This window comes from Sphingobium sp. (assembly GCF_041987595.1).
GTDB lineage: Bacteria > Pseudomonadota > Alphaproteobacteria > Sphingomonadales > Sphingomonadaceae > Sphingobium.
In genome coordinates this window covers 1-12910 of record NZ_JBHIWJ010000106.1, presented here as the reverse complement: position 1 = coordinate 12910, position 12910 = coordinate 1, and the positions used below count along the sequence as shown (strand labels likewise).

The following is a 12910-nucleotide window of genomic DNA, read 5'->3' as shown; positions in this document are numbered from 1 at the left end:
GAAGGCGTGATGCTCAAGCGCCGCGACAGCCCCTATGTCGCGGGGCGCAAGGCGGCGCTCTGGTACAAATGGAAACGTGATCCGCTGACCGCCGACTGCGTGATGATGTACGCCCAGCGCGGCCACGGCAAACGCTCGTCCTTCTATTCGGACTACACCTTCGGCTGCTGGACGGAGGATGGCGAGCTATTGCCCGTCGGCAAGGCCTATAGCGGCTTCACCGACGAGGAACTGAAATGGCTCGACCGCTTCGTGCGCGGTAATACGGTGAACCGCTTCGGCCCCGTGCGCGAAGTGGAAAAGTCGCTGGTTCTGGAAGTGGCGTTCGACAGCATCCATGAGAGCAAGCGGCATAAATCGGGGCTGGCGATGCGCTTTCCTCGGATCGCGCGGATACGCAGGGACAAGCCTGCGCATGAGGCGGATACGGTGGCGGGGTTGAGGCGGTTGGTGAGTTAGCCCACATCCTCACACTCAGCCAACGTTTTGCTGCGGCCTAGGTTTAAGTAATTCGTTTAGCTTTCCAGCCTGATGGATTTGGGCGGCGTCCAAAATTTCAGGTGTAATGTGTTTCCGAGCCATTTTCTTTGCCCAATCGGGCACATGTGGAAACATTTCCATGGTATCGCATATGCTTGCCAACATCGCTTCCGGTGTTGTGTTACCAAATTTTTTCGCAAGTGGCTGGATAAATCGCTCGACAATCGGTTTTACTCTTAATTCGCAATGGGTGAACAAATCTCGAAGCAATAAAGTTGGTGCTAAGAAAATCTTATCGCCTTTCCGATTTTTCACCTCCGTTGGAGCTACCGCCCAAACGATACCATTTGCTTCAGTTCCACCAGCGGTGGGATCTATTCCTCTGTGAACAACACCATTTCTAAGTTCTCGTAAATATCCAACAATAGCCTCTCCAGAAAATTCAGGAATACTTAAGTTTTCCAAAAGGGCCTTGTCAAAAGGCTCGCCGCACCATTCTCTGGCCATATCTATCACCGACATCAGGTTGGTCAAATAAAGGGAGTAGTGCATCCGCATTTGAAAAGGATCAGCGGGAGGACGAAAATTTTCAATCGCCTCTGCTGACAGGTCCATACATTCGAGATGCCAAACTAATCCGTGAAAAGATTCGATGCCGTTCATATGACTTCACATAGGGATTGATGCTTTCCTTTCTAGTCGACATCCGTAATGTGACAAAATCAAAAGGAGAGCCCCATGCCCTACACCGGAAGCTGCCATTGCGGGGCCGTCACCTTCACCGTAGCCGCCGATGCGCCAACCCAAGCCATGACCTGCAACTGCTCCCATTGCCGCCGCAAGGGCTTCCTGCTGACCTTCGTGCCCGCAGAGCAGTTCACCCTCGACAGCGGCGCGGACCGGCTGACCGACTATCAATTCTACAAACACAGGATCACGCACCAGTTTTGCAGCATCTGCGGGACAGAAGCTTTTGCGGAAGGCAAAGGCCCGGACGGCTCGGCCATGCAGGCCATCAACCTGCGTTGCGTGCCCTCCGTCGATCTCGATGCGCTCGCCATCCAAAAAGTCGACGGTGCCAGCTTCTGACAGACTGACTTTGCGCTGTCACGCACAGTCCCTATATGGGCGCTTTCCCGCGTCAGGCGCGGCACAGCTATGGAGCAGTCGAATTGAGCAAGGTTCTGGTCATTGGCGCGGGCGGCGTGGGTTCTGTCGCGGTTCACAAAATGGCGATGAACAGTGACATTTTCAGCCATATCACGCTCGCCAGCCGCCGCATCGTCAGCTGCGAGAAGGTGGCCGAATCGGTGAAGGCGCGCACCGGCGTCACCATCGACGTGGCGCAGGTCGACGCCGACAATGTCGAGGAGACGATCGCCCTGATCGAAAAGGTCCAGCCGAAACTGGTCGTGAACCTGGCCCTGCCCTATCAGGACCTGGCGATCATGGACGCCTGCCTCGCGACCAAAGTCGATTATCTCGACACCGCCAATTACGAACCACGCGACACGGCGAAGTTCGAATATAGCTGGCAATGGGCCTATCAGGATCGGTTCAAGGAAGCGGGCATCATGGCCCTGCTGGGTTCGGGCTTCGACCCCGGCGTGACCAGCGTCTTCGCCAGCTACATCAGGAAGCATCTGCTCGACCGCATCGACACGCTCGACATTCTGGATTGCAACGGCGGCGACCATGGCCAGCATTTCGCCACCAACTTCAACCCGGAAATCAACATCCGCGAAGTCACCGCCCCATCGCGTCACTGGGAAGGCGGCAAGTGGGTTGAAGGCCCCGCGCTCAAGCACAAGCAGGTTTTCGATTTCGATCAGGTGGGCGAAAAGAACATGTACCTCATGTATCATGAGGAACTGGAATCGCTTGCCAAATTCTACCCGGAAATCAAGCGCATCCGTTTCTGGATGACCTTTGGCGACGCTTATCTGAAGCATCTCGAAGTGCTCCAGAATGTCGGCATGACCCGGATCGATCCGGTCATTTACAACGGTCAGGAGATCATCCCGCTCCAGTTCCTCAAGGCCGTTCTGCCCGAACCGTCGAGCCTTGGCTCAACGACCAGGGGCAAAACCAACATCGGCGACATCGCGACCGGCGAGAAGGACGGGCAGAAGAAGACCGTCTATGTCTACAATGTCTGCGACCATGAGGACGCCTATGCCGAAACCGGCAATCAGGCGGTCAGCTACACCACCGGCGTCCCGGCGATGATCGGCGCCGCCATGATGCTGACGGGCGCCTGGAAGGGCGAAGGCGTGTTCAATATCGAACAGTTCGATCCCGATCCCTTCATGGACATGCTGAACAGGCACGGCCTGCCCTGGCAGGTGAAGGAACTGGCCGCTCCGCTGGATTTCTAAAAAGCTTCGTTCCTGACGCCGTCGGGCTGAGCCTGTCAAAGCCCCTTACTTTTCTTCAAAGTAAGCCGCACCTCAACAGGCTCGGGGCGGCGTGGATGAACCCATGGAAACCAAAGCCGGCGATCCCGCCGCCTTCGCGCATTTCGACCTGAACCGCGTCCCCTCGCCCGCCTTCGTGGTGGACGAGGCCGCCGTGCGCCGCAACCTGTCGGTCCTGCGGAACATTCGCGACCGGGCGGGCATCCGGGTGCTGGGCGCGCTCAAGGCCTTCTCCATGTGGTCGCTTGGCCCTGTCGTCGCGGAATATCTGGACGGCGTCTGCGCCTCCGGCATCTACGAAGCCCGCCTCGGCCGCGAGGAATATGGCGGTGAAGTCGCGACCTATTGCGCCGCCTACAAGCCCGAAGATCTGGCGGAAATCCTGAAGATTTCCGATCATGTCATCTTCAACAGCCCCGGCCAGATCGCGCGCATGAAGCCCGTCATCGAAGAGGCGCGCAGGAACGGTGTGAACTTTGACATCGGCCTGCGCATAAACCCGCTCCATGCGGAGGGCGAGGTGCCCAAATACGACCCCTCGCAGCCGCACAGCCGGCTGGGTTTCCCGATTGACCAGTTGCGCCCAGAACATCTCGATGGCGTCGACGGCCTCCACGTCCACAATCTCTGCGAACAGGATTTTCTGCCGCTCGCACGGACTTGGGCCGCGATTGAATCGCGCGTCATGCCCCATGTCGGCGGCCTCAAATGGCTCAATTTCGGCGGCGGCCATCATGTCACCCGCGCCGACTATCAGATCGACGACCTCATCGCCTTCCTTCAACGCATCAAGGCGGAAACAGGCCTCGAACTTTACATCGAGCCCGGCGAAGCCATGGCGCTCGACGCAGGCATCCTTATCGGCGAAATCCTCGACGTCATCGACAATGGCATGCCGGTCGCGATTACCGACATTTCGGCAACCTGCCACATGCCCGACGTCATCGAGGCGCCCTACCGCCCCGCCATGCTGCATGAGGAAAGCGAAGGCCAGCCCACCCGACTCGGTGGTCCCTCCTGCCTCGCGGGAGACATTATCGGAGACTACCGGGTCCCCGGCGGCGCGACTCCGGGACGGCGGATCGCCTTCCTCGATCAGGCCCATTATTCGATGGTAAAGACCAACACATTCAACGGCGTGCCCCTGCCCGCCATCTGGCTGTGGAACTCGGAAACCGACGAACTCAAGCAAATCCGCCAGTTTTCCTACGAGGATTTCAAGTCCCGTCTCTCCTGACGCACATTTCGTAGCTGACCGCGCAACAAAATTTACACATGCGCTTTACAGGGGGGACCCCTCAGCATATATCGCCCTTCCGCTGCCCCATGGGACTTCCACCGCAAGGCAGCTTGATTGCCAACGACTACACTGGAGGTCCCTTGAGTTGCACAAGCATCATAGCGCGCTGGGGGTAGCGACCGCCCTCAAACCGGCAGCACCGGTAACGCTTGTTCGTCCGCAGGCTGCGGCCCGCGCCGCCCGATTCTTCTCTGAGAAGTTTCCGGGACGTTCGCTGTACGCGGTCAAGGCGAATCCGTCTCCCGATCTGATCCGTACGCTGTTCGCGTCGGGCATCACGCATTTCGACGTGGCGTCCATCGCGGAAGTGCGTCTGGTCGCGGACACGCTCGAAGGTCAGGCGAAGCTTTGCTTCATGCACCCGGTCAAGGCCGAGGAAGCAATCGCAGAGGCTTATCATGTGCATGGCGTGCGCACCTTCTCGCTCGACACGATGGACGAGCTGGAAAAGATCCTGCGCGCTTGCGACAATGCGACTGATCTTGAGCTGTGCGTGCGGCTGCGCGTGTCGTCCGAACATTCGGAACTCAGCCTCGCTTCGAAGTTCGGCGCCGAACTGGGCGAAACCCGCGAACTGCTGATGGCGACCCGTCAGGCCGCCGATGCGCTGGGGATCTGCTTCCATGTCGGCAGCCAGGCGATGAGTCCGCAAGCCTATAGCGATGCCATCGAGCGCGTCCGCGCCGCGATCGTCGACGCGTCGGTCACGGTCGACATCATCGATGTCGGCGGTGGCTTCCCGTCGGTCTATCCCGGTATGGAACCGCCTGCGCTCGAGGCCTATTTCGATGCTATTCATCGCGGTTTCGAAAGCCTGCCGATCAGCTATTCGGCGGAACTGTGGTGCGAGCCCGGCCGCGCCTTGTCGGCTGAATACAGCTCGGTCGTCGTGCGCGTCGAGCGCCGTCGCGGCACTGAACTCTACATCAATGACGGCGCCTATGGCGCGCTGTTCGATGCGGCACATATTGGCTGGCGCTTCCCTGTGGCCCTGCTGCGCGAAGAAGAGAGCGAGGCGGAACTGACCGGCTTCTCCTTCTACGGCCCGACGTGCGACGACATGGACCATATGGTTGGCCCCTTCATGCTTCCGGAAGACGTGCAGGCGGGCGATTATATCGAGATCGGCATGCTGGGTGCCTATGGCGCGGCGATGCGCACCGGTTTCAACGGTTTCACGTCGGAAGCGGTGGTCGAGGTGGAGGACGAGCCGATGGCCAGCCTCTACGCCGAGCCGGTTCCGGCCCGCCGTCGTGCAACTGTCATCAAACTGGGGTAGACGCCTAGGCACCCCCTAGGGAAAAGATGCATGGTCCCTCGCCGCGCTCCCCCGCGGCGGGGGGCTGGAGCGCGCTGGAGTAAATCAGACGCAGGTCGCGCGCTGCAAGGTTTATTGTGACATGCGTTTAAGTGGAAAGCCGGTCCCCACTTTTCCGCACGATGCTCTAATTCTGTCCGCGCCGGAATATTCCCACCAGCTCCACATGGGTCGACCAACGGAATTGACCCACTGGCCGCACGCTGTCCAGCCGATAGCCGTCGCCAGTCAGATGCGCGGCATCACGGGCGAAACTGGCCGGATTGCAGGAAATATAGGCGATGACCGGAACGGTCGAGGCTGCCAGTTGCATGACCTGTTCCCTCGCTCCCGCCCGAGGCGGATCGATGACGACGGCGCCAAAGCGATTAAGTTCTTCTGGAGTCAGCGGTCGCCGGAACAGATCCCGATGTTCCACCACCATCCGCCGCTGCGCGCGATTGGCCGCCGACTTCAACGACAGCACAAGATGACGCGCCGCTTCCGCTGCATAGACCGGCCGCCGCTCCCCCAGAGCCAGCGCGAAAGTCCCAAGCCCGCAGAACAGATCGGCAACGGCTCCCTCCGGCGGCAGGGCGCTCAAGGCGGCGCCCACCAGTGCCGCTTCGCCATCTGGCGTCGCCTGAAGAAACGAAAAGGGCGGGAAGGCAACAGGCGCACCGCCGAAGCTGACGGTAACCGATTCCGGCTCCCATCTCGTCTGCGCCCCCTCGCCTTCATCGATTGTCAACCGCGCCAGCTTATGATCCTGTGAAAAGGCCAGCAATGCCTCGTCAGCGGCAAGCCCGTCCACCCGGACCCCTTCGAGCAGCAGGTCGACTCCCTGATCCGTAAGGGACATTCGGACATGGGCCGCCCGCCGGTCCGGCAGGATGATTGCGCAAAGCGCGCGCAACGGCGCCAGCAACGCGAAGAGGCGCGGGTCCAGCACCTCGCACATGGCGAGATCGATCAGCGCATGGCTCCCCGCTTCGGCGAAGCCGATGACAACTTTCCGTCCCTGCCGACTGGCCCTGAGCGACGCCCTGCGCCGACTGTGCGGCGGGGAGATATGCGGCGGCAGGACATGATCGGGCACGACACCCTGTCCCGCCAAAGCGCCAGTCACCCGCGCCGTGACAAAATCGGCATAGCTGGCGTCATCGATATGCTGCAATTCGCATCCGCCGCAGCTTGGAAAATGGCGGCAGGGCGCATCCACATGGTGCGGTCCGCGCAGAATCACTCCATCGGCTGCGATCCGGTCACCCGGCGCAGTCAGCGGAAAGTGGCGGCCCTTGCCGGTCACGCCATCGCCCTTGGCGGCGATGCGGACGATAATGTCGGTATCGGTGTCAGTCACAGGCGCGAGGCGATAGCCGCTGGCAGGCGCGCAAGCAAATCATCCGCAACAAATGCCGCTCCGGCCCGCCGCGCCGCCTCCCCATGCAGCCAGAGCGCCTCGCAGGCAGCTCGGAACCCATCGCCAGTCGCGGCCAGCCTTCCGGCAACCAGGCCGGCCAGAATATCGCCGGTTCCCGCTGTCGAAAGCCAGCTCGAACTGCCTGAAGAAACGGCAACCCGCCCATCCGGCGCGGCGATCACACTGTCGTTGCCCTTGTAGACCAGGATCGCCTTGGTCTGCCGTGCCGCGGCCAGCGCCTGATCGATCTTACTGCCGGGCAGGTCACCGAACAGACGGACGAATTCGCCTTCATGCGGCGTGATGATGGCGGCCGGCGGAATGGCGGCCGGTCCCCTATCGGCCAGCAGAATCAGCGCATCCGCATCGAGCACCAGCGGGTGCGGGTGCGCGATGGCCGCCTCCAGCCTGTCAAGCGCGTGATGGTTCCGGCCCAACCCCGGCCCCGCCAGAACCGCTCCGATCCGAGGATCACTCAGCGCCTTTGCGACATCCGTGCCGGTGGTGGCCTGCTGCGTGACGATGGCGTCCATCCCACCGATCGCAACGTCCTGCGCCAGTCTGCGCACCATGCCCGCGCCTGACCGGGCCGCCGCATGGCTGGCCAACATGCTCGCGCCAGCCATTTCGCCGCCCACCACAGCGACGAGGCCCCGCCTATACTTGTGAGCGGATGGTCCCGGTTCCGCCAGATGCGGCGGTTCCAGCCGGTGAACCGTCGACATTGCGCCGTCGATGCCGATATCGGCACAGATGAGCCGCTGCCACTGAGCCGCAGCGGGTTGCAGCACATGGGCAGGCTTCAGCGAACCCAGTGCGATACAGACGCCAAAAGAGGGTATCGATGAAAGTAACGCCCCGCTGTCGGTGGCGACACCGCTGGGCAAGTCCAACGCATAGCTGAAGCCCGCACTCCCGGTCAGGGAACAAAGCCGTTCCGCCAGTTTCCCATCCAGACCTCGCGACAGTCCCGTGCCAAACAGGGCGTCTACGATCTGGGAGGCAGGGGCGGCGTTCATCACATCCTCGATCCCGCCTGCCCATGCGGCGCGGGCTTTGAGGCTGGAAGGCGTCCGGCTTTCGCCCGAAGCCGCGACGCGAACCGGAACACCCCGCGCTCGCAACATGCGCGCAATAACAAAGCCATCGCCGCCATTGTTACCGGGACCGCACAGGATGAGCAGGTCGCGTTTGCCGCCCGCTCGCCATATGATTTCAGCCGCCGCCGCGCCCGCCCGTTCCATCAGCTCATATTCGGACACGCCGGAGGCAAAGACGGCCTGTTCAGCCGCGCGCATTTCGGCTCCGGTCAGGATCACGCTGCTCTTATTCATCTTGGTCCCTGACTGAATATGGCCGGCAGGCGATAATGATCGTTTCCTACGGTCAGTTCTATCCGGTCCTTGCCGATAATCCGGATGACGGCATCCTCGGCCCCGTCAGCGGGCAGAACGCCGCGCCCATCGCTTACCATCCGAAAGCGCCGGAAACCACCATCAGCATGGCGCAGGGTCAAAAGGGCGCCCTGCCGCTCCATGAGGCAAGTTGCGGCCCATACCGCATCCGGGCCAACGGCGCATTCTATCCTCGCCTCGGCAATGTCCGCAGCCTGATCGCAGCCCATAAGCATAAGGCAGGAAAGGACGCCGATCAGGGACGCAATTCGGGTCATCAGGCAAGCCTGTCGCGGCATTCCACAACGATAGGACCCAGTATGTCCGCGAAGCGCTTCTGCCCCGCAGCGTCTCCGACCAGATCCTGCCGCATCTCAACGCCAAGATAGGGGATGCCATTGCCTTCCGCATGCCGGTTCATCGTGGCGTTCAACATTTTGCCCGAATAGGGGAGCTGGTCGCCAACTTTCAGACCGGCCTCTTCCAACAGCGGAATGGCGATGCGTGCGGCGCGGTCATCCTCATTATACAGAATACCGATATCCCAGGGACGGAGCTGCTCGGGGTCGCTCGCGAGCCGGGGGGTAAAACTATGGACCGAGAGGATGAAAGGCGATCCCATGCCGTCCAGCAGCCTCCCCACATGATGATGATAGGGATGATGGAAACGGATCATCCGTCCGGCGAGGTCCGCATGGCGATTGCCGGGAATGGCGTGGCCGTCGCTCATCACCGGCAACAGTCCGGGCGCGTCATCTTCCCGGTTTAGATCAATCACAAGGCGGGAAACGCCGCCCAGGATCGCCTTGCAACCCAATTGATGCGCGAGCAGGCGGCTTACTTGGGCGACGCCGATATCGACGGCGATATGATTGTCGAGCAGCGCCGGGTCTATGCCCAGATCAACATCATCCGGAACATGAGCGGAGGCATGATCGGCAATGATCAGCACGTCCAGATCACCGCCGTCGACTTCGGAAAATGCCTCGTTCATGCGGCCCTGATCCTCGTTTCCGCAACCCACCAACCCGGATGAGCGCCCCGAACCGCCACCGCTGCGCTGGCCCGATGGCTTTCCGTATCAAACAGCGCGAAGCATGTTGCGCCCGACCCTGACATGCGCGTCATGCGAACCCCGGCGCAGGATTTCAGCACCGCCAGCACTTCGGCGACGACCGGCGCCTCAATGATGGCTGCGGCCTCCAGATCATTGCGTCCATCGATGATCAGCTGTTCCATGTTCCTTGCGTCCAGCGGTCCCCTGTCCACCTGATCCCAGCCGGCAAAGACGCGGGCGGTCGATACGCCCAATCCGGGATTGACGAGCAGCATCGGCGCGCCATCCAGTCCCTCGACGGTGCGTCGTTCCAGCAATTCTCCCCGTCCCTGCACCATCTGCGTCACGCTGGAAAGGCAGGCCGGCACATCCGACCCAACCGAGAGGGCGATCCGGCCCAGCGCCGCCTGCCCGATCGCCACATTCCATAACCGCGTCAGCAACCGCAAGACTGCAGCGGCATCTGCGGACCCGCCGCCAATGCCGGACGCCACCGGCAGATATTTCGTCAGCACAAGCGAGGCGCCCCGCTCCTCTCCGATAAATGCCTGCAAGGCACGCGCCGCTTTCAGGACCAGATTGTCCCCCCCGCTATCCAGCGCCGGACCGAACGGCCCCTGCAGTTGCAGGTCGAGCACCCCGTCCTGCCGACTATGTCCGGAAACCAGATCGCCATGCTCGGCAAAAACGAACAGGCTCTCCAACGCGTGATAACCGTCGGCCCGCCGATGACGGACATGCAGGGCCAGGTTGACCTTGGCATAGGCGGTTTCCACCAATCCTCCGGCTCCCATCGCAATCGGAGCAGCCATTTCCGCGTCAACGTGCGGCATATTCGGGTTTCATCCCCTCTTTCGTCTTGGCGGCAAGGCGTTCGGCCGCCGCGCCGTCGGCCACGGCAGCGGCTGCCCGCCAGGCGTAGCGCGCTTCATATCGCCGTCCCACGGCCCAGAGCGCATCGCCAAGATGCTCATTGATGGTCGCGTCAGCGGGCGCTCCAGCCGCTGCGCGTTCCAGCATCGGCACGGCTGCATCGAGGTCGCCGGTCACATATTGCGCCCAGCCCAGCGAATCGGTGATGGATGCGTCCTGCGGCTTCAGCGCGCTGGCACGCTTCAGCAACTGCAGCGCGGCGTCCATATTCTGCCGCCGCTCGATCTGCGCATAGCCCAGATAGTTGAGGACCGTCGCCTCGTCCGGCGCGAGCTTTGCTGCCCGCTCCAGAACGGCCCGCGCCTCGGTCCAGCGCGCACCCTGCTCCAATGCGCTGCCTTCGAACAGCAGCAGCGCCCATGGGACGGCATCGCCGGGAAAGCGGGCCTGCGCGGCGCGAAAGGCGTCCGCAGCGGCAGCATAATCCTTCTCCTCGGCCAATAGCCGTCCAAGCCGTACGAATCGCTCCGGCTCTGCATCAGGCGCGGAAGCCAGTGCGCGCGCTCGGGCAATCGCTTCGGGCCGCCTGCCCGAGGACGCCAGCGCTTCCACCAGTTCGCCCTGCGCCAGCGCACCATATCCGCCGGCGGCGGGTACGCGGCTCGCTTCCTCCACGCCGTAGGCGGCATAGCCCGATCGGGTAAGGAGATCCGCCGCAACGATATGGCTGGCTGGACCATCCGGATCAGTGAAGCCGGCGATGCGTACCAGTCGGATGCCCAACGATCCGGTGCTGCTGTCGGTGGAAATGTCTGCCGCAAGGCGCGTCAAAAGACGCGCAAAGCCCTGAGCCGCCGTGAACGGCCTGCCTTCAATGGAGAGCGATTTGTTGCGCAATATGCCGATCCGGGCCTGCGCGAAATTGGCCTCATTCTTCGGCAGGAGCGTCAACGCATCGGCTTTCGCCCCCTGAGCCGCCAACTGCCCGGCAAATAGCAGCCTCAAATTCGCCATATCGGTAGTCTGCAGGGCGAGCGCCCGCTGAATGGCGGGTTGAGCGCTGGTCAGATCGCCAAGGGCCAGGGCCTGAAATGCCTGATGTTCATCCAGATAGCGCCGGGCTAGCGATGCGAAGCGGTCATCCGGATTGATCTCAGGCGGCGCGTAACGTCCTTCGCCCAAGGAAATCCAGCTCCGTATGATCGGAGCGAGAAAGGCGAAATTGCCCTCGGCAACCATGCGGTCAACCGAGAGTCTGGCACCCGCCCAATCCTTCCGGTTCAACGCATCGCAGATATAAAGCAAGGTGCCGTCGCGCGGCAGCCGTTCGCCTTTTTCGAGAACGACTGCCGACCGCAGCGCCAGAGCCATATCGCCGCTGATCAGCGCCTGAAAATAGGAACGCCGGGCAACTTCCAGACTCGCCGGATCCTGTTCCATGGCATGGCGATAACTGCTGAGCGCCAGACTGGGCGTCCCGTCGCCATCGGCGAGACGCCCTCGCATGTAAGCATGCAACGCGCCAGTCGCGTCTACCGATGCGCCTGCCGCGGCAGGCAGCATCAGCAGCGTTGCAATGAACAGACGCTTACATGTTGGGATAGTTCGGCCCTCCACCGCCTTCGGGCACGACCCAATTGATATTCTGGGTCGGGTCCTTGATGTCGCAGGTCTTGCAGTGGACGCAGTTCTGCGCGTTGATCTGGAAGCGGGGATTGCCCTCGTCCAGCCCGACCACTTCATAGACGCCTGCGGGACAATAACGCTGCGCCGGTTCGTCATAAAGGGGAAGGTTGTAGCTGATCGGAACCGATGGATCCTTAAGCTGCAAATGGACCGGCTGATCCTCCTCATGATTGGTGTTGCTGAGGAATACCGAAGAGAGGCGATCAAAGCTGATCACGCCGTCAGGCTTGGGATAGTCGATCTTCTTGCTGACGTCCTTGCGCCAGAGCTTTTCGCAATCGGGCTTGTGCTTCATCGTGAAGGGCAGCCCGATCTTCAGCGTGCGCATCCACATATCGATGCCCGCCAGAAGCGTGCCGATCGTGTTGCCGAACTTCGCCAGCAACGGCTCGGCATTCTTCACCAGTTGCAGTTCGGTCGCGATCCAGCTCGACCGCAGGCTGGTCTCATAATCGTCCAGTACATCGCTTGCGCGCTCCTGTCGGATCGCCTCGAACGCGGCGTCGGCCGCCAGCATGCCGGATTTCATCGCGGTGTGCGTGCCCTTGATGCGGGGCACGTTCACGAAGCCCGCCGAACAGCCGATCAGCGCACCGCCAGGGAAGGCCAGCTTCGGGATCGATTGCCAGCCACCCTCGTTGATAGCGCGCGCGCCATAGGAGACGCGGCGGCCGCCCTCCAGATATCTGCGGATTTCCGGATGCTGCTTCCAGCGCTGGAACTCCTCAAACGGGTAGAGATAGGGATTGCTGTAGCCAAGACCCACTACGAAGCCCAACGCTACCTGTCCATTGGCCTGATGATAGAGGAAGCCCCCGCCATAGGCGTCGCTGAGCGGCCAGCCCTGGGTATGGATGACCAGCCCCGGCTTGTGCTTGGCGGGATCGATGTCCCACAATTCCTTCATGCCGATGCCATAGACCTGCGGCTCGCAATCTGCATCGAGCGCGAACTGGCGCTTCAGAATCTTGGTCAGATGACCA

Annotated in this window: 11 protein-coding genes and 1 pseudogene; 5 read left to right on the top strand and 7 right to left on the bottom strand. The window is 61.6% G+C overall.

Features of this window, described 5'->3' with window-relative positions; all coding sequences use genetic code 11:
* Positions 1–459, top strand: a pseudogene (locus tag ACFC3J_RS19055) (ATP-dependent DNA ligase); the annotation flags it as partial.
* Between the two features lie 15 nt (positions 460–474).
* On the opposite strand, the gene ACFC3J_RS19050 reads toward ACFC3J_RS19055, so the two are convergent.
* Complete coding sequence (locus tag ACFC3J_RS19050; protein WP_375197647.1) at positions 475–1143, bottom strand: hypothetical protein; 669 nt, start codon at positions 1141–1143, stop codon at positions 475–477.
* A gap of 75 nt (positions 1144–1218) precedes the next feature.
* Here ACFC3J_RS19050 and ACFC3J_RS19045 point away from each other — a divergent pair, with 75 nt between their 5' ends.
* The 4 genes from ACFC3J_RS19045 (at position 1219) to ACFC3J_RS19030 (ending at position 5476) form a co-directional block, all read left to right on the top strand.
* Positions 1219–1569 carry a GFA family protein gene (locus tag ACFC3J_RS19045; RefSeq protein ID WP_375197646.1) on the top strand — a complete coding sequence of 117 codons (351 nt, stop codon included), beginning with the start codon at positions 1219–1221 and terminating at the stop codon, positions 1567–1569.
* Between the two features lie 83 nt (positions 1570–1652).
* Positions 1653–2858 carry a saccharopine dehydrogenase family protein gene (locus ACFC3J_RS19040; RefSeq protein WP_375197645.1) on the top strand — a complete coding sequence of 402 codons (1206 nt, stop codon included), beginning with the start codon at positions 1653–1655 and terminating at the stop codon, positions 2856–2858.
* A gap of 103 nt (positions 2859–2961) precedes the next feature.
* Entirely contained in the window at positions 2962–4134 is a 1173-nt protein-coding gene (locus tag ACFC3J_RS19035) for a carboxynorspermidine decarboxylase (RefSeq protein ID WP_375197644.1), read from the top strand.
* A 148-nt stretch (positions 4135–4282) separates the two neighbouring features.
* Positions 4283–5476, top strand: a complete 1194-nt coding sequence (locus ACFC3J_RS19030; protein WP_375197643.1) for a type III PLP-dependent enzyme — start codon at positions 4283–4285, stop codon at positions 5474–5476.
* A 166-nt stretch (positions 5477–5642) separates the two neighbouring features.
* Here ACFC3J_RS19030 and ACFC3J_RS19025 read toward each other — a convergent pair whose 3' ends face one another.
* The 6 genes from ACFC3J_RS19025 to ACFC3J_RS19000 form a co-directional block, all read right to left on the bottom strand.
* The gene (locus ACFC3J_RS19025; RefSeq protein WP_375197642.1) at positions 5643–6857 is read right to left on the bottom strand and encodes a class I SAM-dependent RNA methyltransferase; all 1215 of its coding nucleotides are present in this window, start codon (positions 6855–6857) and stop codon (positions 5643–5645) included.
* Positions 6854–8251 carry an NAD(P)H-hydrate dehydratase gene (locus tag ACFC3J_RS19020; protein WP_375197641.1) on the bottom strand — a complete coding sequence of 466 codons (1398 nt, stop codon included), beginning with the start codon at positions 8249–8251 and terminating at the stop codon, positions 6854–6856. The genes ACFC3J_RS19025 and ACFC3J_RS19020 overlap by 4 nt, the downstream gene beginning before the upstream one ends.
* A gap of 337 nt (positions 8252–8588) precedes the next feature.
* Entirely contained in the window at positions 8589–9305 is a 717-nt protein-coding gene (locus tag ACFC3J_RS19015) for an N-formylglutamate amidohydrolase (RefSeq protein ID WP_375197640.1), read from the bottom strand.
* The gene (locus ACFC3J_RS19010) at positions 9302–10201 is read right to left on the bottom strand and encodes a 4-(cytidine 5'-diphospho)-2-C-methyl-D-erythritol kinase (protein ID WP_375197639.1); all 900 of its coding nucleotides are present in this window, start codon (positions 10199–10201) and stop codon (positions 9302–9304) included. Before ACFC3J_RS19010 ends, ACFC3J_RS19015 begins: the two co-directional genes overlap by 4 nt.
* On the bottom strand, positions 10188–11804 hold the full coding sequence (locus ACFC3J_RS19005) for a tetratricopeptide repeat protein (RefSeq protein WP_375197638.1): 1617 nt from the start codon (positions 11802–11804) through the stop codon (positions 10188–10190). The genes ACFC3J_RS19010 and ACFC3J_RS19005 overlap by 14 nt, the downstream gene beginning before the upstream one ends.
* 25 nt (positions 11805–11829) lie before the next feature.
* Positions 11830–12910: electron transfer flavoprotein-ubiquinone oxidoreductase (locus ACFC3J_RS19000; protein WP_375197637.1), on the bottom strand; the 1081-nt coding region annotated here is incomplete at its 5' end.

What these genes read in the sequence shown, in the direction of transcription:
- ACFC3J_RS19050 (WP_375197647.1), bottom strand. Translation starts at nt 1,143, where the DNA reads ATGAACGGCATCGAATCTTTTCACGGATTAGTTTGGCATCTCGAATGT.
- ACFC3J_RS19045 (WP_375197646.1), top strand. Translation starts at nt 1,219, where the DNA reads ATGCCCTACACCGGAAGCTGCCATTGCGGGGCCGTCACCTTCACCGTA.
- ACFC3J_RS19035 (WP_375197644.1), top strand. Translation starts at nt 2,962, where the DNA reads ATGGAAACCAAAGCCGGCGATCCCGCCGCCTTCGCGCATTTCGACCTG.
- ACFC3J_RS19020 (WP_375197641.1), bottom strand. Translation starts at nt 8,251, where the DNA reads ATGAATAAGAGCAGCGTGATCCTGACCGGAGCCGAAATGCGCGCGGCT.
- ACFC3J_RS19015 (WP_375197640.1), bottom strand. Translation starts at nt 9,305, where the DNA reads ATGAACGAGGCATTTTCCGAAGTCGACGGCGGTGATCTGGACGTGCTG.
- ACFC3J_RS19010 (WP_375197639.1), bottom strand. Translation starts at nt 10,201, where the DNA reads ATGCCGCACGTTGACGCGGAAATGGCTGCTCCGATTGCGATGGGAGCC.
- ACFC3J_RS19005 (WP_375197638.1), bottom strand. Translation starts at nt 11,804, where the DNA reads ATGCTGCCTGCCGCGGCAGGCGCATCGGTAGACGCGACTGGCGCGTTG.